At 48.0% G+C, this 22,083-nt stretch carries 21 protein-coding genes and 1 pseudogene; 12 read left to right on the forward strand and 10 right to left on the reverse strand.

What is annotated here, in order from left to right; all coding sequences use genetic code 11:
• Nucleotides 1–341: 341 nt before the first annotated feature.
• The 6 genes from ON05_RS12610 to ON05_RS12635 all read left to right on the forward strand — a co-directional run bounded on the left by ON05_RS12610 (nt 342) and on the right by ON05_RS12635 (nt 6,437).
• A complete protein-coding gene (locus ON05_RS12610) occupies nt 342–1,961 on the forward strand; it encodes a CmpA/NrtA family ABC transporter substrate-binding protein (RefSeq protein ID WP_010478962.1) in 1,620 nt (539 codons plus the stop codon).
• Nucleotides 1,962–2,245: 284 nt separating this feature from the next.
• Nucleotides 2,246–2,728, forward strand: a complete 483-nt coding sequence (locus ON05_RS12615; protein ID WP_010478963.1) for an MSMEG_0572/Sll0783 family nitrogen starvation response protein — start codon at nt 2,246–2,248, stop codon at nt 2,726–2,728.
• 30 nt (nt 2,729–2,758) lie between these two features.
• Nucleotides 2,759–3,757, forward strand: coding sequence for a Nit6803 family nitrilase (locus ON05_RS12620; RefSeq protein WP_039781681.1), 999 nt, complete (start codon nt 2,759–2,761; stop codon nt 3,755–3,757).
• Nucleotides 3,758–3,766: 9 nt separating this feature from the next.
• On the forward strand, nt 3,767–4,852 hold the full coding sequence (locus ON05_RS12625; protein WP_010478965.1) for an MSMEG_0568 family radical SAM protein: 1,086 nt from the start codon (nt 3,767–3,769) through the stop codon (nt 4,850–4,852).
• 74 nt (nt 4,853–4,926) lie between these two features.
• Entirely contained in the window at nt 4,927–5,436 is a 510-nt protein-coding gene (locus tag ON05_RS12630; RefSeq protein ID WP_010478966.1) for an MSMEG_0567/Sll0786 family nitrogen starvation N-acetyltransferase, read from the forward strand.
• Entirely contained in the window at nt 5,436–6,437 is a 1,002-nt protein-coding gene (locus ON05_RS12635) for a sll0787 family AIR synthase-like protein (protein ID WP_010478967.1), read from the forward strand. Before ON05_RS12630 ends, ON05_RS12635 begins: the two co-directional genes overlap by 1 nt.
• On the opposite strand, the gene ON05_RS12640 is transcribed toward ON05_RS12635, so the two are convergent.
• The 9 genes from ON05_RS12640 to hsdR all read right to left on the reverse strand — a co-directional run bounded on the left by ON05_RS12640 (nt 6,426) and on the right by hsdR (nt 14,494).
• Entirely contained in the window at nt 6,426–7,553 is a 1,128-nt protein-coding gene (locus tag ON05_RS12640; protein WP_010478968.1) for a YhcG family protein, read from the reverse strand. The two genes, ON05_RS12635 and ON05_RS12640, sit on opposite strands and share 12 nt — an antisense overlap.
• Before the next feature lie 38 nt (nt 7,554–7,591).
• Nucleotides 7,592–9,181 carry a restriction endonuclease subunit S gene (locus ON05_RS12645; RefSeq protein WP_262561679.1) on the reverse strand — a complete coding sequence of 530 codons (1,590 nt, stop codon included), beginning with the start codon at nt 9,179–9,181 and terminating at the stop codon, nt 7,592–7,594.
• Nucleotides 9,182–9,213: 32 nt separating this feature from the next.
• Nucleotides 9,214–9,423 (reverse strand): PIN domain-containing protein, encoded by a 210-nt coding sequence (locus ON05_RS12650; RefSeq protein WP_010478970.1) that lies wholly within the window; start codon nt 9,421–9,423, stop codon nt 9,214–9,216.
• Nucleotides 9,411–9,785, reverse strand: coding sequence for a hypothetical protein (locus tag ON05_RS12655; RefSeq protein WP_139026078.1), 375 nt, complete (start codon nt 9,783–9,785; stop codon nt 9,411–9,413). The genes ON05_RS12650 and ON05_RS12655 overlap by 13 nt, the downstream gene beginning before the upstream one ends.
• A 102-nt stretch (nt 9,786–9,887) precedes the next feature.
• The gene (locus tag ON05_RS12660; RefSeq protein ID WP_010478972.1) at nt 9,888–10,073 is read right to left on the reverse strand and encodes a hypothetical protein; all 186 of its coding nucleotides are present in this window, start codon (nt 10,071–10,073) and stop codon (nt 9,888–9,890) included.
• Between the two features lie 73 nt (nt 10,074–10,146).
• Complete coding sequence (locus ON05_RS12665; protein WP_010478973.1) at nt 10,147–10,404, reverse strand: hypothetical protein; 258 nt, start codon at nt 10,402–10,404, stop codon at nt 10,147–10,149.
• A complete protein-coding gene (locus ON05_RS12670; RefSeq protein WP_010478974.1) occupies nt 10,382–10,603 on the reverse strand; it encodes a hypothetical protein in 222 nt (73 codons plus the stop codon). Before ON05_RS12670 ends, ON05_RS12665 begins: the two co-directional genes overlap by 23 nt.
• 29 nt (nt 10,604–10,632) lie before the next feature.
• Complete coding sequence (locus ON05_RS12675; protein ID WP_010478975.1) at nt 10,633–12,093, reverse strand: type I restriction-modification system subunit M; 1,461 nt, start codon at nt 12,091–12,093, stop codon at nt 10,633–10,635.
• Between the two features lie 46 nt (nt 12,094–12,139).
• The gene (hsdR, locus tag ON05_RS12680) at nt 12,140–14,494 is read right to left on the reverse strand and encodes an EcoAI/FtnUII family type I restriction enzme subunit R (protein ID WP_010478976.1); all 2,355 of its coding nucleotides are present in this window, start codon (nt 14,492–14,494) and stop codon (nt 12,140–12,142) included.
• Nucleotides 14,495–14,779: 285 nt separating this feature from the next.
• Here hsdR and ON05_RS12685 point away from each other — a divergent pair, with 285 nt between their 5' ends.
• Nucleotides 14,780–15,949 (forward strand): MSMEG_0565 family glycosyltransferase, encoded by a 1,170-nt coding sequence (locus ON05_RS12685; RefSeq protein WP_010478977.1) that lies wholly within the window; start codon nt 14,780–14,782, stop codon nt 15,947–15,949.
• Here the strand turns inward: ON05_RS12685 and ON05_RS12690 are convergent.
• Nucleotides 15,939–16,226 carry an MSMEG_0570 family nitrogen starvation response protein gene (locus tag ON05_RS12690; RefSeq protein ID WP_010478978.1) on the reverse strand — a complete coding sequence of 96 codons (288 nt, stop codon included), beginning with the start codon at nt 16,224–16,226 and terminating at the stop codon, nt 15,939–15,941. The genes ON05_RS12685 and ON05_RS12690 overlap by 11 nt on opposite strands.
• 166 nt (nt 16,227–16,392) lie before the next feature.
• Here ON05_RS12690 and ON05_RS12695 point away from each other — a divergent pair, with 166 nt between their 5' ends.
• The 5 genes and pseudogenes from ON05_RS12695 to ON05_RS12715 all read left to right on the forward strand — a co-directional run bounded on the left by ON05_RS12695 (nt 16,393) and on the right by ON05_RS12715 (nt 22,023).
• A complete protein-coding gene (locus ON05_RS12695; protein WP_039781684.1) occupies nt 16,393–17,802 on the forward strand; it encodes a LuxR C-terminal-related transcriptional regulator in 1,410 nt (469 codons plus the stop codon).
• Between the two features lie 421 nt (nt 17,803–18,223).
• Complete coding sequence (locus ON05_RS12700) at nt 18,224–18,559, forward strand: hypothetical protein (RefSeq protein WP_010478980.1); 336 nt, start codon at nt 18,224–18,226, stop codon at nt 18,557–18,559.
• A 9-nt stretch (nt 18,560–18,568) separates the two neighbouring features.
• Nucleotides 18,569–19,558, forward strand: a complete 990-nt coding sequence (locus tag ON05_RS12705; RefSeq protein ID WP_262561682.1) for a hypothetical protein — start codon at nt 18,569–18,571, stop codon at nt 19,556–19,558.
• 431 nt (nt 19,559–19,989) lie between these two features.
• A pseudogene (locus tag ON05_RS12710) lies at nt 19,990–21,077 on the forward strand (ISKra4-like element ISAcas2 family transposase).
• Nucleotides 21,078–21,453: 376 nt separating this feature from the next.
• Entirely contained in the window at nt 21,454–22,023 is a 570-nt protein-coding gene (locus ON05_RS12715; RefSeq protein ID WP_010482047.1) for a TetR/AcrR family transcriptional regulator, read from the forward strand.
• Nucleotides 22,024–22,083 lie beyond the last annotated feature (60 nt).

The raw sequence follows: 22,083 nt of genomic DNA on the forward strand, positions 1-22,083 counted from the left end.
CTTAATCAGACTAAGCTTATATTTGAGTTATTCCTGTGATCTGAACGATGCTTTTCATCTCTTGAAGTATTTGTTTGGAAAATCTTTTGAGTTTTAGCTTATTCATTTATTCAGTCTTTACTAGAGAAAAACAGCAATATTAAATACACTGGGATAATATTTTATCTGATTCGATTATTCGTTTAGCTAAAGAGAGTTTCAGTATTTAATAAATTCATTTTTTGTGCTTATTATTATAATTTTTATACTCACCATAATGAATAGTATTACTCAATACATTAAGTACAGAGACTTCACGTTCTAATAGGTTTAGAAAATAGAACTTTCAAGAGAATTAAATAATGCTGTGGGCTTCAACCGACTCTCAAGCTTCATCGTGGGATCAGCTTGCTGTTGAGCGAGGGAATTTAGCAGATTTAAATGTTCAATGTACGATTTGCGGACGGTATCACGCGACGGCAGATCATCTGAAATATATGGCTGATATGCCGCAAGACCCCACTGACTTGATTGATGATTTGGTAAAAATGCGATTTTATCAATCTGATGCCGTGTCCATTGCCAGCAGGATTAGTCAAGCGGAATTGCGGACAGCGCTCTTTGTGAAGATGGCCGCTAATGGCAATCCCAAGCGTGAGCGACTCGTGAATGAGCTGATTCAACTGGCAGGAGGACTGGATGAAGCCTTTGCTGCAGCCTTTGGCCCCAAATCGGGAGAATTTTTTACAGATGCTCAGCGGACTGGACAGTTTACGCGGCGTAAGTTTCTGCGCAATATTGCCGTGGGGGCTGCCCTAGTAACTCTGGCGAACTGTGCGTCTAGACCTGAGAATCCAGAAGGTGCTGCAGACCTCCCTCCAGCCGAAGTGGGGGATTTGGAAAAAACGGATTTGAACATTGCTTTTTTACCGATTACTTGTGCCACACCCATCATCATGTCTAAACCCTTGGGCTTTTATGAGAAGTATGGCCTCAATGTCACGTTGAAAAAATATGCGGGATGGTCCGTGGTTCGAGATGCTGTGATTGCTGGGGAGCTGGATGCGTCGCATATGTTAGCCCCCATGCCCATTGCCATGTCTTTAGGGCTAGGCTCTACCGCCTTTTCGACTAAGCTCGCCAGTATTGAAAATAACAATGGTCAAGGGATTGCGGTGGCCAATAAACATTTAGGCAAGGTGAATGGTCCGGCAGATTTCAAAGGGATGACCATTGGTATTCCCTATGATTATTCCAACCACAACTTACTGCTGCGCTACTACTTGGCAACGGGAGGAATTGATCCAGATAAGGATGTCAAACTGTTGATTCTGCCTCCACCAGATGCGATCGCAAAAATGAAGGCAGAACAAATCGATGCGTTTATCTTGCCCGATAACTTTACCCAGCGGGTTGTTAGGGATGACATTGGTTTTATCCATCTATTGACCAAAGACTTATGGCCAGGACATCCCTGTTGCGCCTTTACGGCGTCTCAAGCCTGGATTGATGAGCATCCCAATACGTTCCGAGTGCTCAACAAAGCCATTATTGATGGCGCTACCTACGCCAATAAACCCGAGAACCGAAAAGAAATCGCGGCTGCGATCGCACCCCGAGAGTTTCTCAATCAACCCGTTGATGTGTTGGAAGCGGTGATGACGGGCAAGTTTGAAGATGGTCAAGGGAATACCTTAGATGAACCCGATCGCATTTACTTTGACCCATATCCGTGGAAAAGCTTTGCCACCTGGATTTCGAACCAACTAGTGCGTTGGGATTATATGACGCCCGAGCAAGCGGATTATGACGAGATTGGAGAAACCATCTTTATGACCGATTTGGCGCGTGAATTAGCCACGGAGTTAGGAGCAGAGGTTCCTCAAGATGTGACCCGGATCGAGAAACTCAAGTTTGATACCTTAGACCCCCAAAACGCCACTGAATATATAGAGCGTCAACAGAAAGAATATGGCGTTTGAGGGGTGGCGAAGAGATCTAGCTCTGGCCTGGGCACGCCTAACAGGCTCCTTTGACTCAGGTCGTTCGGAATTGCTCCGTTACCTGTGAAAAGTAATAGGTTATTTCCCGCCTGATGCTTCTGATGCCCCCCAAACTACGCGACCCCCTATCACTTCAATTAGAGATTGCAGGTTTGTAGTTGTTGATACAGGGGAGTCCAGACAAGCCACCTACTGTGCAGAGTTAATGATGCTGATTAACGCATCAAGCCCTTTCAGAACACTTCAAGAAGGATGCTTCCCTTATGCCAGAAGTTACGACTCCCATCCACCAGACTGGCGACTTTTTTGTGGATTATGAGGAAAAAGTCTTCCCCGATGTGCAGGCCGATCCGGGCGAAAAAGCCTTAGTTACCTTTCATACCGTTGCCTTTGAAGGCTCAATTGGCTTGGTGAATTTATTACAGGCCACCCGCCTAATTCGCAAAGGATTTGAGACTTCCGTTTTGCTCTATGGTCCTGGCGTAACCCTGGGCGTCCAGCGAGGCTTTCCCAAATTAGGCGATGAAGCTTTCCCCGGGCATATGGCCATGAACAATCAGCTCGTCAAGATTATGGAAGAAGGGGGCAAAGTCTATGCCTGCCGATTTGCCCTACAGGCCCTCTATGGTCATGGTGAACCCTCTTTGATTCCGGGGATTCGACCTATTAATCCCTTGGATGTCTTGGATATTGTCTTGGTGCACCGCAAAGCAGGAGCCTTTATCCTCGATACCTGGACTATGTAATCCTTGGGCCAGCCCCTTGAGGTCATCATTATGGATCACGAAAAAACAGTACGAGCCGCTGCGGTGCAGATCAGTCCGGTCTTGTTTAGTCGAGAAGGGACCACGGAGAAGGTTTTGGATGCGATCGCATCTGCAGCCCAAGAAGGCGTGCAGCTCATCGTCTTCCCTGAAACCTTCGTTCCCTACTACCCCTACTTCTCCTTTATTCAGCCGCCCGTGGTGATGGGTAAGGCCCATATGCAGCTGTATGAAGAAGCGGTGACCGTGCCGGGGGCGGTGGTTGATGCCATCAGCCGAGCCGCTCGCTCCTACGAAATGGTGGTGGTTCTGGGGGTGAATGAGCGAGAAGGCGGTTCCCTTTATAACACCCAACTGATCTTTGATGCCGATGGCACCTTGGGGCTGAAGCGACGCAAAATTACCCCCACCTACCATGAGCGGATGGTCTGGGGACAAGGGGATGGGGCTGGACTCGCCGTCCTAGAGACGGCTGTGGGTCGGCTAGGGGCCTTAGCCTGCTGGGAACATTACAATCCCCTGGCTCGCTATGCCCTGATGGCTCAGCAGGAAGAAATTCACTGTGGGCAGTTTCCGGGGTCGATGGTGGGGCAAATCTTTGCCGACCAAATAGAGGTAACCATGCGCCACCATGCTTTGGAGTCGGGCTGTTTTGTGGTTAATGCCACAGGCTGGCTCACCCCAGAACAAAAGCAGCAAATTACCGCCGATGAAAAGCTGCAAAAGGTTCTGAGTGGGGGCTGCTATACAGCCATTATTAGCCCTGAGGGGGTGCCCCTCTGTGACCCTGTGACCGAGGGCGAAGGGATGGCCATCGCCGATCTCGATTTCTCCCTGATTACCAAGCGCAAACGGATGATGGACTCCGTGGGCCATTATTCCCGGCCCGATCTCTTGCAGTTGCAGGTGAATCAACAAGCTTGGGCCGTAATGCAAGCCGCTCCCACCGTACCGCTTCCAGAGCAGGATTTTCCTTTATCCAGTGAGCCTATCCCGCACCCCGTCGATTAACCCAAGATTATGGACAAACAACATCTGATTACTGAACTGCAATCAAATGGACTGCAGGTAATTGACCCAAATATTGGCGTGGCGGGTCGTCGGGGTGGAGCAGGCCCCTCGGATCATAAAGCGGTGACCGTGGATGGGACGACGGTGATGGTTCCCATCTATACAGGCACCGCTAGCCAGTCCCCCTATACGGCCCAAGTCAACCAAGGTCGGCAAGCAGTGCTAGAGAAAGCGGACCAGGCTGTAGCCACGGTGGAATTTCCTCAGCAGCCCCAGTTTTACCAACTGCAAACGGCAGAAGGCATTCCCTACTGGAAGATTGCCCTGCTCCATAGCCATGACGTGTTGGCCACTACGGTATTGCAAACCTGTATGCGGTATCGCAATTCCGATACGGCCTGCCAGTTTTGTGCCATTGAAAAGTCCCTAGAGGCGGATCGGACCATTGCCCGCAAAACGCCAGAACAGCTGGCAGAAGTGGCGGAAGCAGCAGTGCGGCTGGATGGGGTCAAGCATATGATTATGACTACCGGGACGCCCAATACCCGCGATCGCGGGGCTGCCTACCTCGCCGAATGTGCCCAAGCCATTAAAGCGCGGGTCAACCTACCGATTCAGGCCCAATGCGAACCCCCTGATGACTTTGGCTGGTTTGCCCAGATGAAGGCGGCAGGAGTAGATAGTTTGGGAATGCACCTAGAAGCGGTTGATCCACAGGTGCGATCGCAAATTATGCCTGGTAAAGCCGAAGTCCCCTTATCCCACTACTTTGAGGCCTTTGAGGCCGCAGTTCAGGTATTTGGTTGGGGCCAAGTTTCTACCTATTTATTGGCCGGACTGGGCGATAGCCTGGACACTTTGGTGGATGCGTCGCAACGGCTCATTGATTTGGGGGTATATCCCTTTGTCGTGCCCTTTGTCCCCATTTCTGACACCCCCTTAGCTAACCATCCCGCTCCCAGCAGCGAGTTTATGTTTGCCCTCTATCAGCAGGTGGGGGCGATGCTCAAACAAGCGGGCATGTCCTCGGCAGATATCAATGCAGGATGTGCCAAATGTGGTGCCTGTTCCGCTTTGTCTACATTTGAAGCTTAATTTTTAGAGGGTTTATAGAAGCCTGCAATCCCCCGATTGCTGGGCAGCACTATTCAGCAGCACAGAGGTATCTGATGGCATCCAGTCGATATTGCTTTAAGTTGGCGCAATCTCCCCAAGATCTACGGGGATATTTTGAATTGCGCCAATCTATTTTTTGTCAGGAACAAGGTCTATTTGAAGGGGACGATGAAGACGATATCGATACCACGGCCTATCCGATCGTGGCCATTGATCAAGAAGCCCCTCCAGACCAACAGGTGGTCGGGGTAGTCCGCATCTACGAGGAACAAGATCGGCTCTGGTACGGTGGTCGCTTGGGGGTTCATGCTGACTATCGTCGGGTGGGACGGATTGGCAAGGGTCTGATCTATAAAGCCGTGACCACTGCCAATACCTGGGGATGCGATCGCTTCCTAGCTACCGTCCAACTCCAGAACGTTCGGTTCTTTCAGCGCCAGCACTGGGACTCCTTAGAAGAGATACAGATTTGCGATCGCCCTCACCATCTGATGGAAGCAGACTTGGCCTTCTATCCTCCCGGCCATGAACCCCGTCCCCAGCCCCTCCTGCAAGCTTCTTAATGCTGTCGGAACTAGCCGCCGAATTACGACAAACCTTGGGCCTTTTGCATAAACGGGATATTCAACCCGTGGCTCGTCACTTGGGGGCTTGGGTCCCAGACAATACTACTCAACAACCCATTTGGTTGGGAGACGACTGTGCCGCTATTCCCGATGGCGAGGGGTACCTGCTGCTGGCAGCGGAGGGCATGTGGTCCGTGCTAGTGGAAACAGAACCTTGGTTTGCAGGCTGGTGTGGAGTCCTCGTCAACGTTAGCGATATCTATGCCATGGGGGGCAAACCGATTGCCGTAGTCGATGCCCTCTGGAGTCAGTCCACAGATCAGGCGGAGCAACTTTGGCAAGGGATGAAAGCGGCATCTCAGGCCTTTAATGTGCCGATTGTGGGGGGCCATACTCACTGTCATAGCCCCTATGAAGCTCTATCGGTGGCAATTTTGGGACGGGCTCAACGGTTGATTACTAGTTTTAATGCCCAACCGGGCGATACCCTTCTGCTGGTCACCGATCTCAAGGGTCAGCCCCATCCTAAATATCCGTTTTGGGATGCAGCAACGATGGCTGAGCCACAGACATTGCAAGCCCATCTCAACTTACTGCCCACCCTGGCTGAGTCAGGACTATGCGATGCCGGGAAAGACATTAGCATGGGGGGCTTAGTGGGCACCTTGTTGATGTTATTAGAGACTTCTGGCTGTGGGGCTGTATTGGACCTAGAGGCAATTCCCTGCCCTGCTGATTTGGCCTTCAAACAGTGGCTGGTGAGTTTCCCCAGCTATGGGTTTTTGCTCAGTGTCAGATCCGATTGTGTGGAGCCAATTCAGCAATTGTTTGCCCCTCATGATTTGATCTGTGCAGCGATTGGTCAGATTACACCAGGGCATACCTTAACCCTAAAATCTGGCGCTGAATTAACTTCTTTCTGGGATTTAAACCAAGAATCCCTCACGGGTTTTTCTCCATTCCCGGCCAACCGGGAGCACAACCCATCAAATTTCTGAATTGGGCGGTTGTCGATCTTGCAGTTGGGCCATTTCGCGATGGAGTTCGGCTTGGAGTTCAGCTTCGGTGGGGAGGTGGAGTTGATAGCGGCTGGCGAAGATTTTGGGCTGTTGGTTGGGGCCAAGGGTGTATTTGACCACGGCATCATTTTTGTCAGAGCAAAGGATCAGACCAAGGGTGGGGTTGTCGTCTGGGGCACAGCGTTCGAGATCGTAGTAGTTGACGTAGAGCTGGAGCTGACCAAGGTCGCCGTGGTTGAGTTTGCCGACTTTCAGATCAATCAGAACGTAGCACTTAAGGATGGTGTGATAGAAAACGAGATCGATATAGAAGTGATCGCCTTCGAGGCTGATCCGTTCTTGGCGGGAGACAAAGGCAAATCCTTTACCCAGTTCGAGTAGAAAGGTTTGCAGGTTGCTTATTAAGGCGGTTTCGAGATCGGATTCGACGAGACGAGGGGATTCGGGGAGGCCGAGGAATTCGATCACCACGGGGTCTTTGAAGACGTCGCTGGGGGTTTGGATAATTTGGCCTTCGGTGGCGAGCTGCATCAGTCCGGCTTTGTCGGTGCTTTTGGCAAGACGCTCAAATAGGAGGCTGCTAATTTGGCGTTCGAGTTCGCGGGCGGACCAGTTATTTTTTAGCACTTCGATTTCATAAAAGGCACGAGCGTTCAGATTCTCGACTCGGAGTAAGGTGCGGTAGTGGGTCCAGGAGAGGTTTGGGTGAAGTTGACCGGGTTGCCAATTGGGTTGGGATTGGCTGAGGGTGGTGAATTGATCACTCGATAGAGATTGGTCACGCACTGCGTGACTTATTGAAGTGGCTGTTAATAGGTCAGGGAAGCCCAAATAAAATTGCCGTATATATTTGAGATTAGATAAGGAAAACCCTTTGCCAACGTCTTTGGTCAATCTGCGAGAAAGGTCTTTGAGTAGGCTTTCGCCATATTCGGCCCGTTGTTGCCCCTTTTGTTCTTGCTCGACAATTTCGCGCCCGATCAGCCAGTAGGAGACGACGTGCGCCGTATTGACGGTCCGGGAAACGCCAATTTGGGCGACGTTGAGGATGTCGCGAATCCGTTGATATAGTGAATCGGGGTGATTATCGCTCATGGGAATGGGCTTACAGGGGTGGCACTCAGACCTGGAACCTAAACTTCTAGCTGGCCTACTACTGCAGCGGCAAGGGCTGTGGCTTTTCCCTGGGTTTCATGCAGGTGGTTTTCGAGGGTGTCACAGAGTGTCATCAGTTGATCAACTTTGGCAACAATGCGCTTTTGCTCGATTAGGGAAGGGACACCGATCCATACATTTTGAATGTCTCCTTGACTAACCTTAAATAACCCAGAAGTAGTTTTTGCAGAAGCTTCTATTTGTTGTCTAACGTACAAGCTGTCCCAAACATATTGAAAAAAAGAAGATGTCAAAAGTTTGTCTTGAATTCTGACTCTAATCATCGTATCGGGAAAAGCAACGGGGTTCTTAGGCTCTTGGGGCATTAATGCTCCTCGTCCAACTAGATGGATAGATCCGTTGCCACGCGCTACAAAGTAATCATTTTTCCGAACTTTCCATGCTTCAGCTTGCTCTTCAGTCCAATCGCCTTCTTTAAAGTCATCACAATTTAAGTAAGTACCTCTCAGGGCAGACAATCTGAGTACAGGAAATCCACCTTTTCTATCACGTACTGAGCGTCCATTTCTCAACGGCTCACATATCAAAGTGTTCATTTGAAGGCATTGCCATGACTTCGGTAACTTCACAGGAATACTTTGTTGATCTATGAATTCATGAGTGTTTTGAAGTAACCGTCCACGTAGAGCGACTTCTAAGATCAGCTTTCTCAAGCTTTCAATTTCCTCAGGTTGTTGGCTCAGGCATTCCCAATTCTCCCGCACAAATTCCCAGGCGGTATTTAACGATTCATCTGTTTCAACATTCATCAGGGCATCGATCGCACTTGCCTGCATTTTTGTTCGTAGGGTGTTGCGATCGCACTTCGATACCTCATAGCGATCGCACAATGCCATCAATTCATCCACCTTCGCCACAATCCGCTTCTGCTCTGCAAGAGGTGGCAGGGGAATCGGTAATGCTCTCAAACCACTTAGCGGAACTGTTTTCTGCGCTATTCCTGTTGCAACATGAGATGCATCTTGCTTGCACTTTGGGCTAGAAAGTGCAATCTGTAGATACCTAGCAGATAAATTTTCAGAAGTTCTGAGAATAGCAATATGGCGTTGAACACAGAACTTACGTTCTGTTTTAACAAGTATTGTGATTCCGTATGAACCAGTCACCGTATATAAAATATCCCCTTTTTGAGGCTTCTTTCCCCAATCCAAGTTCTCAAAGTAGTCATGAGTAGTGAATCGTGTTGACGAAAAATCAAGTTTTCCTTTACTGACATTCCCAATCACTAAAAATGGAATTCCATGCTCAACTTTCGGTGGCGGCTGATGATCGCCATCAGTTACTAGTAAACATAGTTCAGATGCAGGAGCCTCTATCCAGTTCTGGGGAAGTGAATGTATGCATTCTTCAAAAGAGTGACTTTTCTGTCGTTTAAGATTTGATATTTTCTTGTCTTTAATTAACTGTTTTCGTTCTGCTGCAATATATTGCAACAGCTTATCCGCAGGCTCATCTGCTGGATCTTGCGGCACTAACTGTCCTCGCACTGCCAAATCCAAAATCAACTCTCGCAGCCGTTGTACCCCACCCGGTGCTTCCGCAATCACCTCGAAATTATCCCAAAACGTTGGCAAATCCATTAAACTTCCAGCTCATCTACAACCAAAACCTGCAACTTAGCCACCTTCTTAAGCTGAAAATCATTCGTCAAAAAACCATCACATCCAGACACAATCGCAGTTGCAAGCTGCAAAGCATCAGGTAACTTCAGAGAATATTGAACCCGCAATTGAGCCGCTTTTACCGTGATTTCTCCATCAATCGCAACAAAGGTCGTCAACACCGACATTCGCGATCGTCCCACTCATCGCGCGTTTGCATCACCCACGCTTGCGCATTTTCTTCCTTGCCAGAACCAGCCGCAATCCCCTCTAACTCTAGCCACGATCGCTTAGCCGCGATCATCTCCGCCTCACTATTAGCCAAATTCTTCAAACCCGACCGTTCGATGGGCTGCTCGTACTCTAGTGTTTTAACTTCCTCGATCCATTGCTCCAAATTCTTTTGCACTTCTGCTTGGTCAGGCTGAGCATTCGATACTGCTGCAGCATCCATATATCTTTTCTTAAACAGATATTCAGTGACCTGCTCTCGATCCTGCTCCGAAAGCTGATCAACCAACCTTAAAACCGTTGCTAATGACGTATCCAAACCACCCTCCCCGGCCTCTAATTCTCGACCTTATCCTCTATGCTAAATAACCCCACCACCATTTCTGCAAAATAGATCAGACTGCGATTGCTCCTAAGTCATCTACTGATATTGCTGAATCTCCGCCACAGCATCCTCTAGGCTCAAATCATCCAACCACTGCCGTCGCTCCTGAGTATAGTCACCCTCACCCCGATCGAATGGTTGCAAAAATCGCACCATCCCCTCCCAGCCCAGCTCATTCACCAAAGCCTTATAGCCCAAGCGATTAATTTCAATTGGCATCATCACTCATCTCTCCCATCCCTCTATCATTTCAAACAATCCCGCAAAGCCAATTGCCCAAGCCTTAAAATGCAGGCTACTTCAGAAATTCATCATACTCACGATGCGTCCCAATCCAAATCCAAACATAATCCTCGCCACGCTTCAGCGCCAACGCTCGATAATCCCGGCTAATCCGGACTGACCAGAGTTGTTTGCCCACCTTCTTAAAATGCAGTGATGGATAAAACATATCCTCCTGCCACAACCGATATACCTTCCGTGCTAGAGCCTTTGCATCCGGTGACAACCGACCATACGCCTGCCAAAAATCAGCCGTTGTTAAGGACTTCATCCAAATCTCTCACCTTGCCAGCCACAATCTCTGCCTCTGCCTTCGCAATCAGCCCATCCAATCGCCCCGCCTCCACATCTGCCTGCATCTGTGCATCCCAGGCATCATCTAAATAATCCACCAACCATGCTGACAACTGCCGCGCCTCATCCTCCGGCAACTGTCGAATTGCTGCTTCAATTTCAGCCACTGTCGTCATCTCGCCATCTCCTCGTGCAAGGGATTTTCCTATTCTAAACAATCTCGCAAAGCCGCTTGTAAAGCCGATCTCGCCTCATCCGCCTGCTTCACAGCAAACCGATACTTATCCAGCAATACCGCCGCATCCTCATGCACCTCCCCCGCTGCATTCGGATTCTTTACATCCAGATTGTAGTTATTCGCCTGAATCTCCTGTAGCGACACCTTCCAGGCAAACTCATTTTCCTCCCGTTTTTCCCACCACGCCTTCTCCGGCCCAAACTCCTCAATCCGCATCGGCTTAGTCTTCGAGTAGGACTTATACCCCTTGGGATAAGGATGCTCGTAATACCAAATCTCCTGGGTCGGCTCCCCCTTGGTAAAAAACAACAGATTCGTCTTAATGCTCGTATAGGGCGCAAACACCCCATTCGGCAACCGCACAATCGTATGCAAATTACACTCCCGCAGCAGCTTCTCCTTAATCCGCGTTTTAATCCCTTCCCCAAATAACGTCCCATCTGGCAGCACAATCGCGGCTCGTCCCCCCGCCTTCAGCAGCTCCATCACCAGCACCAGAAATAGATCCGCCGTCTCCCGTGTTCGAAACTCTGTCGGGAAACCCCGCTCAATACCATCCTCCTCCATGCCTCCAAAGGGCGGATTGGTCACCACTACATCCACCTGATCCGCCCGTGCATAATCCCGTAGAGGCTTGCGCAATGTATTGTCATGGCGCACATTGGTTGGCACCTCCAGGCCATGCACCAGCATATTCGTCACACAGAGTAAATGGGGTAGGGGCTTCTTCTCCACGCCCCAAACGCCCTGCTTGGCCTGCTCTAAATCCTGCGCTCCCTGCACCTGCTGCTTTAAATGCTCAAAGGCACAGGTCAAAAATCCACCTGTGCCGCAGGCCGGATCCAGCACTCGCTCTCCTAACTGCGGATTCACCCTATCAATGGCAAACTGGGTGACCGCCCGGGGCGTATAAAACTCGCCTGCATTGCCTGCCCCTTGGAGATCCTTGAGCAACTGCTCATACATATCCCCAAATAAGTCCCGCTGCTGCGACTCATTAAAATCGATATTGTCATTGATCTTATTCACCACCTGCCGCAGCAGCGTGCCCGACTTCATATAGTTGTAGGCATCTTCAAACACCGATCGCAGCAGTGCGCCTCGCCCTTGGGCAATTCCCTCTAGGTCCTCTAGGTCCAGCTCCTTCAGGGCCGGAAATAGGCGATTATCCACTAGATCCAGCAGGGCCTCTCCCGTCAACGCCTGTTTGCCCAATTGCTCACTATCTGCCCAAGCCGACCACTGCAGCTCCGCTGGAATCGGAGACTCATAGTCATCCACCAGGGCTTCCAGTTCCAAGTCCTGGTCGCTAAAAATCTTAAAAAACAGCATCCAGCCTAACTGTCCGATACGCTGGGCATCTCCATCGACCCCCACATCCTTGCGCATAATGTCTTGAATCGACTTAATCGTGGCGGACAAAGACATAGCCATTCCTCAAAACCAATGCTAAAGCGTGATCACAAGACGTTGCCTACGCCCCTGGAGAAGCTGATTCATCATCGTACAGCATCCGCGCCAACTCACTCACCGCTGCCCGATATTGCTTCTTCCCCCCAAACTGTTTCAACAACTCCACGGGCGTCCCTAACTGGGCAAAAGGCTCCAACTGCAAAACCTTTGCATCCTCCATAGAGACCACCCCCTGATCGGCATACTTCTCCAAAAGACCCTCCAACACCGCTCGCGCGGTCTCCCCATATTGCGTAAACACATCTCGCTTTCGCACCTGGTTGGCTCGCTCTCGTCTGGTTTTGGGGGGCTGGTCAAAGGCCACATGGCAAATTAAATCAAACAGGTCATACTCTGCCCCCACCTGTTTGGCTAATGCGTCCACCATCACTCCGTGAGACTGGAGTTCTTCCAAGATCGCCGACTTGCGCTCCGCCTTATTCCATTTCCCCAAAAAGCGATCCAGAGATTGATACGCCTCATTAATCGTCCGACGGTTATAGTCTTTCAGGGATTCCGTGGTTAGTTTTCCCTCCTTGTCGTAGTAGCTCACCCGCTCCCGCGCCACCATAAATTCCTGACGCCCCACCTGGTATTTCACCCGTTCCGTCGAACCATCATCGAAGGCTGGGGCAAGGGTGACATCTTTAGGTTCTGACTGGGCAGAGGATGGCCCAACACCAAACTGCTCATCCTGAATTGGAAGCCCGTCCCAATCCTCATCGTTAAACAGCGCCGTGGCATTGCGAAAATCAATAATGGTGAAGAAATTCTTGCCCAAGTCAGGGCGTAACCGCGTCCCCCGCCCCACAATCTGCTTAAACTCCGTCATCGACTGGATCCGTCGATCCAAAACAATCACATGACAGGTTTGAGCATCCACCCCCGTCGTCATCAGCTTCGAGGTGGTCGTAATCACCGGATAGTCTTCTTTCGGATTGATAAAGTGATCCAGTTGGGCCTTCCCTTCCTTGTCATCCCCCGTTACCCGCATGACATAACGCCGATCCTGCTCCACGAGGGGCCGATTCGTCGCAACATTCACAAAAGCCTGCCGCATCCGCTCCGCATGGTCAATATCCTCACAAAAGACAATCGTCTTTCGCATTGGGTCGCCTTGATGCAGAAACTCACTCACATACTCCGCCACCGCCTGGGTTCGCTGATCAAACACAATATTGCGGTCGAAGTCGCGCAAATTGTACTCCCGTTGTTCAATCAGCTGTCCCTGATCGTCTACCTCGTTAGCATCCGGTATCCAGCCCTCTATATCCTTATCCAACTGCACCTGAACCCGACGGAACGGAGCCAAGAAACCATCTTCAATTCCCTGCCGCAGGGAATAGGTGTAAATCGGTTCACCAAAATAATCAATATTGGAAACGTATTGAGTTTCCTTAGGAGTAGCGGTTAAGCCTAACTGAGTAGCGCTGGTAAAATAATCCAACACCTGTCGCCAGTTGGAATCCTCCGCTGCGCTGCCCCGGTGACATTCATCGATCACAATCAAATCAAAGAAATCTGCCGGGAACTTGCTGTACAGATCCTCTTGGCCTTCCTGGCCAATAATCGCTTGGTAAATGCCTAGATAGACCTCATAGGAAGTATCAATTTTGCCATTGTCGTCCACCAGTTTTCGCGTCAGCTTGGTCATCACCTGGCCAAAAGGGCGAAAATCATTGGTAATAGTTTGATCCACCAACGCATTGCGATCGGCTAAAAACAGCACCCGCCTGACCACCTGCGTTTTCCACAGCCGCCAAATAATATTGAAAACCGTGTAAGTCTTTCCAGCTCCCGTGGCCATCACTAGGAGACAGCGCTTCTGGCCCTTAGCAATAGCTGCCAAGGTCCGATTGATCGCCAACTGCTGGTAGTAGCGGGGCTTCTTCCCGCCTACCTCAAAGTAATAGGGCGAGGTGAGCAGCGCCTCATCCACCCCCAGCAGCCCTTGGCTCTGACGATACCGTTGCCACAGCTCCTCCGGTGAGGGAAATGCCTCCAGCCCTAGCACTTGTTCCACCTGAGGATAAGTACCACTGCGATCATGGAGCAAAAAGCCATCCCCATTTGAAGAAAACACAAACGGCACTTGTAAAGTCTCGGCATACCCCAGGGCTTGCTGCATTCCCGCCCCCAAGCTATGTTTGTTATCCTTCGCTTCAATCACGGCAATCGGCTGGTTCTGATGGTGAAACAGCAAATAATCTGCTCGCTTGCGCTTCCCCCTTGTTGTCAATTGCCCCCGCACAATGATCTGCCCATCCGTAAAGCCATATTCCCGCCGGATTTGGCTTTTCTTCCAACCCGCCGCATCAATCGCCGGAGTAATATAGCGATCGCAAATATCCGCTTCACTCAGAGATTTTTTGGTCATCAAACAAAAAATAAAGGCATTTTAAGCGTGAGCAGCATTCAGCTCGCTCCTACTCATCATACCCAGGCAAATCACCTATGGTTCGGCAGTTTGATAGGGCTATTTCTCTCCCCCTGGACCTTACCTGTCTCTGCTTACACCCTATTCCCTAGATCTCGGCCTGCAAAGTTCCCAGATCTATGTCACCCATTTACACACCCAATTACACCCAATTCAGGTGTTGGAATCGACGGGGCATCCCTTTAGACTATTGGCATTCAATTCATCAGAGCCAAGGGCCAACCTATGTCCGCTGCCCCCTTATCCATCGCACTGTTGACCTATGCCACCAAACCACGGGGCAGCGTTATCCATACCCTAGAACTGGCAGCAGCGCTTACCGCTTTGGGCCATCAGGTTTGTGTGTATGCTCTCGATAAAGATGGTCAAGGCTTTGAGCGAGCATTGTCTCATCCTGTACAGCTTATCCCTGCTAAAGTTGCACCTATTAATCAAGTTGCACCTATTAATATTGATGCCCTAATCCAGCAACGGATTCAGGAATTTGTCACGTTCTTAGGGAAATATCCCCATCAACACGATATCTATCATGCTCAGGATTGCATTGGTGCCAACGCTTTAATGCAACTTCGCCAAACACAATATCTCCCCCACGTCGTGCGCACCGTCCATCATATTGAAGACTTCCAGAGTCCCTATTTACAGCAGTGCCAAGACCGCTCAATTCGAGACCCCGACTTATGTTTATGTGTCAGTGATCACTGGCAAGAGAGACTTGCCGCTGAGTACCACATCACGGCTCCTCGGGTAACGAATGGCGTTAATTTAGAGCGGTTTTCTCCTACTCCCACTGGACAGGAGTCTGATCTTAAAGAAACCTTGGGCTTACAAGGATCTCCCATCTATCTGACGGTAGGCGGGATTGAACCGCGCAAAAATTCCCTCCGGTTACTCACTGCCTTTGCACAAGTCTTGCAGCAATACCCTCAAGCCCAGCTTGTGATTGCAGGCGGTGCAACTCTGTTTGACTACCAAGATTATCGAGACCAGTTTTTCCAACAGGTCCAGGCATTACAAATTGGCATTGGACGGTCTCTAATTCTGCCAGGGGTTGTAGCTGATGCTGATCTTCCGGTGCTGTATCGTTGTGCGGATGCCTTTTGTTTTCCGTCTTTGAAAGAAGGATGGGGACTAGTCGTGCTGGAAGCGATCGCATCTGGGTTACCGCTGCTTCTCTCAAACCAACCGCCTTTTACTGAATTTTTAGGTAGGGAACAAGCCGTGTGGGTCAATCCCCAAGATCCTGACCAGATGGCTAAAGGGATGTTGAGCCTTGATCCAACCAACAGTTCCGCGTTCCTCAACCCTGCCACCCCAATTTTGGACCAATATTCTTGGCATCAGTCAGCGCTTTGCCATGTAGAGCAGTATCGACACCTACAGGCTAAGAAATAAACTGAATCATTTGTACCTTGGGGTTAGCCAGATCTTGATAGGTCTGAGCTCGAGTTTCTAGAGATTGCAGTTGTCCTAAGGCGAGACTGCAAGGCATACCATACTTTGCTTTTACCCGGTTGCTGGCAATGGTCAGAGCGGTTTGCGATCGCGCAATAAAGTCACTCAATTCATAGATATTTCCTGGCTCTAGATAGTCTTTGACGACCAAGGAAGGGGAATAGCAGGTTTCCTGGGTACCGTCAGGCCATTGAATTTGAAAGCGAATTTCTGGCATGGGGCAAAGGGTGACGGGTGAAAGAGATTTCCTAACCTTTACTTTAACGGCGCAGGGGGAGTTGCAAGTTGTACTGGTTGATACAAAGTGAGGGGAGTCTTTTTTATTCAATAAAGAAGTGATCCGTTCTCCTGAGCTTTTCCATCCGCAAGCTTCAAACCATACCTTGCTAAATTCTGTTCAATTACTCTCCGATCTTCAGGATGTCAATGCGATTGGTCAAAGTATTTCTGGGTGCTTAGAACCAGCAGAAATCGCCCATCGTGTCACTGAAGCGTTGGTCCAGCGCTTTCAATGTGCCTTTGCTCGCATCTGGCTAACGGACACCGATCAGCAAGCGTTGACTTTAGTAGCTTCTTCTGGGCTGTATACCCATACCAATGGTTCTTTTGCCCATGTGCCCATGGGTGCCTATAAGGTGGGCAAGATTGCCCAAAACCGGGTGCCGTTTTTAAGTAATTATTTACCGGATGAACTCTGGGTCAAGGATCGAGACTGGGCGATTGCCAATCAAATTCAAGGGTTTGCCGGGTATCCGCTGATGGCGGGTGATCGAGTGTTAGGAGTCCTAGCCACCTTTAGTCATACGCCCCTCGCTCCAGAATTCCTCGAAGTTCTGCAAATGCTGTGTCTGACGACAACTATTGCCTTAGATGCCGCACTTCAGTCGCAGAGAACGATACCTAAATCTGTGTCTCAAAGCGGGGCAATAGCTCTTTCCGATCAATTGGCAAAGGTGCTCACCTCAACTCAGTTAATGTTGGTGGGCACGGAGCGAGATCTTCCGGCTTCCATGGCCTATGCCCTGCTGCGGGGGGTAGAGCTTTTAACCCAACTGAATTGCAGCTATTGCCGCTTGACCTATGGTGAACAAGCCGTATTGTTGGATGCGATCGCAATCTTCCCCCCTAACATCCGTGAAGATCTGTTAGAGCAAGCTTCCTCGCCCTTGGCAGAGCTACAACGGATGACTCTATGGCTGGGAGGAACATTGACCACCCAACCGGACCCCCAAGATCGCGTGTTTGAGTTGACCTTAACTCTGCCCTATGGGGCTGCACCTGAGCATTTATCCGTGTCCGTCCACTGTCAACAGTCTGTCATACAACTGGCGTTTACCCACCTATGCTTGCAAGCAGGCTTAAATCTGAAAGAAATGCTGTCTGCCAAAACGACAGAATCAAATTGTCAAGAAGTCCTGCTGACAGATCGTCTGAATATCCCATCGTCTAAGTCGCCCATTATTTGGATTCAGCATTCTCCTCGGGGGCAGATCCCTGCAGCCGCTCAAGCGGTGGTGACGCTGGATATTATTCCCCAGCAGCTGTATACGGTTGTAGCTCAAGTCTCTCAAGGCCAAGCTACGTTGCCTGAGCTAATTGCTCCTGCCTTATCCGACCGAGAGCAGGAAATTATGCGGTTGCTATCTCAAGGGCTGAGAGATCGCGATATTGCCAACCGATTGCATATCAGCGAAAGTACCGTTCGGTTTCACGTCAACAATACATTGACAAAGTTAAAGGCCAAAAATCGGTATCAAGCGGTTTATGAAGCAACCAGTCGAGAGTGGATCTAGCTACTGTATAAAAATAGTTACTTTAGACAAGACCAGTACAAATTGCAAGATCTAATTTCGAGTAATTTGCATCAGAGTGCTGTCAAACTCAAGCATCTTCATACAGCAAAACCGTTTACGCTGCCACGCTTTATCACTGACGTCCAACGCAAGTCAGAGAATCCCTTCGGCAAATTTTCTATTGTTTAGATCACTCAAGGCCAATGAATAATTGCTAATATTAGATGTCACTAAATTTAATACTGTAAAGTATCTGAAACATATAACTTCAGCAGCTTTATAATTAATGCAAAGTAATTGTTCGATTGTTAAGTTCAATAAATAAAGTTATTATTATGCTTTGGAATCAAGTGAACTAAGCAAGCAAAACTCATTCCAATAAATAGATATCAAAAAAAATCAATACAATAACAGGGTTAAAATGTTTATAGAAAGATTTTGGTTAGGATTTGTTGGTGCGATAGTTTTTGAAATAATAAAACTCTATGAAATGATGGGAAAACTGGAATCAAAAAAGTTTAGGTCCATCATGACATCAAAAATATATTGGATTATGATAATTATGATGGCTGCTGCATCTGGCTTTATTGCATGGGGTATTAATGATGGCTACGACAATGTTAGTACATGGCAGGTTATTATGTCAGGTATTGGTGCTAGAACATTAGTAACCAAGCCAATTGAACTCAATATAGCTCATAAAAATACTGAACTAGGTGATAAGAGTAAAATTTCTTTGAAAGATATATATAGTTAAGAAAAAATAGTGAGCAACAATAAATTTAAAGTACTTTTTGCTAGCATTGCTGCAACTTTTATGCTGACAGTACGATCGTGCAGTGATTCAATTGGCTCGTTCATCAAAAAAACTCCACTACCAAAAAATCCGATAACTGCAGTACCAAAATTTAAAAATACTACTGGAATATCCCCACTCTCGAAAGTATTTAAACGAAATCCTGGTGTTCCACTAAAACATCTCACAGCTTCCGATACACCGCTCTTAGCGTATGTATTGAAGCAAAAAAAGAAACTTTTTACAAACGAACATCTACACTCTAGTTTTCTGAAAGGCAAGAACTTGAGCAAGTATGCACAAGTTTCAACTCAGAAACGAGAAATCTTAGAGAATGTAAACAACCCTAAGATAGTTTCTCTTTTTCCATCTGATGATAAGCAGTATCGATCTATATACGGTAGGAATCCTAGTGTAACAGCTCAGACTCAAGTAAAAACATTTCAACGAAAGCTTTCGGATTCTTCTAACTCATTACAAATTGGGAGAGGCCTTGACGATGAGAGTCTTATATTTAAGGCAATTGAAGATGCTGATAGCAGCCCAATTATAATTTTGGCACACTCTGAAGATAATGGCAGGTTAATTGTTTTTCCAAATGGCCATCGAATGAAAATAGAAGAGCTACATCAAAAATGCATTGAAAAACTTAAAAGATGTTTGGTTTTAACTTGCCATAGTGATGATTTTGGTATCAATGAAAATATTAGTGCGATTAATGCACTAGATTTGTGGCTAGCTATGAGCAAAGAAGCTACTACGAAAAAAGGCAGTATATCAGTTGAAAATCTAATAAATATAGCCAGAAGAGAAAGAAATAATCAAAAAAACAGGGAAAAAATACTTATAAGTGGGACATTTATCATGTCAGTCCCTCCTGTGGGTTATATTTACTGGCAGATTAGTCTTCAAGATAATGGCAATCAGAGTGATGGGAATTTTCCTAATGCCGCTAGTTAAGTGTTTTAGCAAAAAAGCTGCCAGGGTCGAGCTAGCTATAGAAACATCATAATGACTGTATTTTTCCCCCATAAAAATATTCAAAAAAGGTTGAGGTTAAACAACAATAAGGATTGCTTTTACAATAGAGTTTTATTGCTGCAACGTGAATAGCTAAGAATACAGCACAGTGACTTAAATTTGTACGATTGATTGCGAAATTTAGTGATTGCAGTGTGGTCAAACGCATCACAGGCCACTATTGCAGCTGAGATAGAAAATCACTCATCTGTAGTGTTCAGATGAGTGAGAGGAGAATCTTGATACCCAATGAAAGATTTGCAATCTTTAGCAAGGTTCTGGAACCGAATGCTGCATTGAGTTTGAAGGGAGCGTGTCACTTCTTTGAGAGGAAAATGATAATTGATCTTAGATGATCCCTCTTATTGACTATGACACCAGAAGAAGAACAAGAATTCAATGCTTGCGTCACACGCATTTCAGAACTGCTGTATCAAGACTCCCAATCCCAGTCTCTGCCCATGAAGACTTTGGCAGAGATTGAATGCACCGTTCGGACTCAACTGCAAACTCATGTGTCGCCTCAAATGGGTCTTTTTTATCGACCAAGTTAGCCCGCCAGATGTCGGAGAATATCGACGGACCTTAAAAGCATTCTGGGCAAACTCAACCTCACTCGGACCCAAGCAACAGCCCTCAAGGTCAAGCCCAACAGTCAGTTAAGCCCCTACTTAGAGATGTGCGCCCTGCGTATTAGTGCCAATGTTTCCTATGCCCATGCATCAGAGGATCTAGCAGTTTTAACGGGTATCACAGTCAGCTCCAAAACGCAGCAGCGTCTCGTTCATCGTCAAACCTTCAGTCCACCCTCTTTGACGCAAGGAGTCACTCAGCTCAGCTTAGATGGGGGCAATATTCGGTTGATTACTCCAAAAGGGGAACCCTGCCACTGGCGTGGTTATAAAGCAGTTCGCATCAATGGCGATAGGGTTGGCTTGGCCTACTATCAAGACCATACTTCCCTCTGCCTGGCGGTGAACCGCTTCAGATTTGCTGCAAGGGTTTACTGTCTTGGGGATGGTCATGTTGGGATTTGGAAGCTTTACCGACAGATGAGACTGCCAACTCAACAGGAGCAGATCCTAGACTGGTTCCACTTGATGGAGAATTTACATAAAGTCGGTGGGTCACTCAAACGGCTGCAGCAAGCTGAAACCTTTTGTGGAGAGGGAAGATTGATGAGGCCATCGATTTGTTCTGTGGTTTGAGCAAACCTCAGGCTAAACGGTTCTGTCAGTATTTGCGAGACCACCGAGAGCGGATTCCCAACTATGGTTACTATCAAGCTGAGGGAATACCCATTGGCTCTGGTGCCGTTGAGTCGCTTGTTAAGCAAATTGACCGAAGGACAAAGATTTCAGGTGCGCAATGGCAAGAAAAACATATCCCCAAAGTCCTAGCTCATCGCTGTGCCTATCTCAATCGACAACTTGACTCTATTTTTCTCCTGAAAAAGTGACACGCTCCCGAGTTTGAATTGCTGCTAGATAAATCAAAACCAAATCTTCTAGTCGTCTGTAAAGATGTTGCCCCTGCTTGTTGAGTGTAAGCAACCATTTGCTCCACTGGAGAATATGCTTCAGTTCTAAGAGCAGAACCAAGTACTTTGCCTGCGATCGCAAATGAAATAAGGACAAGCATGGGACAACTCTCAACTCACTGGGGATGTCGGTTAACAACAAGGCAACAAATGTATCTTCATGTAAATCAAGATAACATTTATGTAAATAATGCGCAACATAAGTTGACATATTATTTTTTTATTGCTAAGCAGTTTTACCTAGGCGCCAAAGAAAGAATTGACATCTACCATCTAGTAGGTAGATAATCAAAATATGGAAAAAAACACGGCCACTCAAATCCTGGATGTTGCCCAAGAGATGGTACGAAATCGAGGCTACAGCGCCTTTAGTTACGCCGATATCTCCAAGCAAGTCGGGATTCGCAAAGCTAGTATTCACTATCACTTTTCCACTAAGGATGAGTTAGTGAAGGAACTGGTGAAGCGATATCGGGAGGACATGATGCGGGCCTGCGATCGCATCAGCCAATCCAACGCCAGTCTTGATCAGCAGATGGTCCAATTTGCCCAGCTCTATCGCAATGGTTTAGAGGAAAAGCAAATCTGTCTCTGTGCCATGTTGGCTGCAGACTATGCAGTGCTTCCCCAGCCAGTCCGAGACGAGATTCAAACCTTCTTTCAAGAAACAGAAACCTGGCTCATCAACCTTCTCCAGCAGGGATGTGACGCCCAACTTTGGACCTGCCAGCCCGAGCAAGAAGCCAAAGGGTTAATTGCTCTGCTCCAAGGCGCTCAGTTGTTAGCCCGTTCGGCAGCAGACAGCACCACCACCTTTGAGCAAGTGGTTTATCCCCTCTTAGCAGCCAAATTTTCCAGCAGCTAAATTTTTTTTACCTCATAATCTACCTACTAGTAGGTATTCAGATTCATCCATTAGGAGTTC

This window comes from Acaryochloris sp. CCMEE 5410 (genome assembly GCF_000238775.2).
GTDB lineage: Bacteria > Cyanobacteriota > Cyanobacteriia > Thermosynechococcales > Thermosynechococcaceae > Acaryochloris.

What these genes read in the sequence shown, in the direction of transcription:
- ON05_RS12610 (WP_010478962.1), top strand. Translation starts at nt 342, where the DNA reads ATGCTGTGGGCTTCAACCGACTCTCAAGCTTCATCGTGGGATCAGCTT.
- ON05_RS12615 (WP_010478963.1), top strand. Translation starts at nt 2,246, where the DNA reads ATGCCAGAAGTTACGACTCCCATCCACCAGACTGGCGACTTTTTTGTG.
- ON05_RS12620 (WP_039781681.1), top strand. Translation starts at nt 2,759, where the DNA reads ATGGATCACGAAAAAACAGTACGAGCCGCTGCGGTGCAGATCAGTCCG.
- ON05_RS12625 (WP_010478965.1), top strand. Translation starts at nt 3,767, where the DNA reads ATGGACAAACAACATCTGATTACTGAACTGCAATCAAATGGACTGCAG.
- ON05_RS12630 (WP_010478966.1), top strand. Translation starts at nt 4,927, where the DNA reads ATGGCATCCAGTCGATATTGCTTTAAGTTGGCGCAATCTCCCCAAGAT.
- ON05_RS12635 (WP_010478967.1), top strand. Translation starts at nt 5,436, where the DNA reads ATGCTGTCGGAACTAGCCGCCGAATTACGACAAACCTTGGGCCTTTTG.
- ON05_RS12640 (WP_010478968.1), bottom strand. Translation starts at nt 7,553, where the DNA reads ATGAGCGATAATCACCCCGATTCACTATATCAACGGATTCGCGACATC.
- ON05_RS12650 (WP_010478970.1), bottom strand. Translation starts at nt 9,423, where the DNA reads ATGTCGGTGTTGACGACCTTTGTTGCGATTGATGGAGAAATCACGGTA.
- ON05_RS12660 (WP_010478972.1), bottom strand. Translation starts at nt 10,073, where the DNA reads ATGATGCCAATTGAAATTAATCGCTTGGGCTATAAGGCTTTGGTGAAT.
- ON05_RS12665 (WP_010478973.1), bottom strand. Translation starts at nt 10,404, where the DNA reads ATGAAGTCCTTAACAACGGCTGATTTTTGGCAGGCGTATGGTCGGTTG.
- ON05_RS12670 (WP_010478974.1), bottom strand. Translation starts at nt 10,603, where the DNA reads ATGACGACAGTGGCTGAAATTGAAGCAGCAATTCGACAGTTGCCGGAG.
- ON05_RS12675 (WP_010478975.1), bottom strand. Translation starts at nt 12,093, where the DNA reads ATGTCTTTGTCCGCCACGATTAAGTCGATTCAAGACATTATGCGCAAG.
- hsdR (WP_010478976.1), bottom strand. Translation starts at nt 14,494, where the DNA reads ATGACCAAAAAATCTCTGAGTGAAGCGGATATTTGCGATCGCTATATT.
- ON05_RS12685 (WP_010478977.1), top strand. Translation starts at nt 14,780, where the DNA reads ATGTCCGCTGCCCCCTTATCCATCGCACTGTTGACCTATGCCACCAAA.
- ON05_RS12690 (WP_010478978.1), bottom strand. Translation starts at nt 16,226, where the DNA reads ATGCCAGAAATTCGCTTTCAAATTCAATGGCCTGACGGTACCCAGGAA.
- ON05_RS12700 (WP_010478980.1), top strand. Translation starts at nt 18,224, where the DNA reads ATGTTTATAGAAAGATTTTGGTTAGGATTTGTTGGTGCGATAGTTTTT.
- ON05_RS12715 (WP_010482047.1), top strand. Translation starts at nt 21,454, where the DNA reads ATGGAAAAAAACACGGCCACTCAAATCCTGGATGTTGCCCAAGAGATG.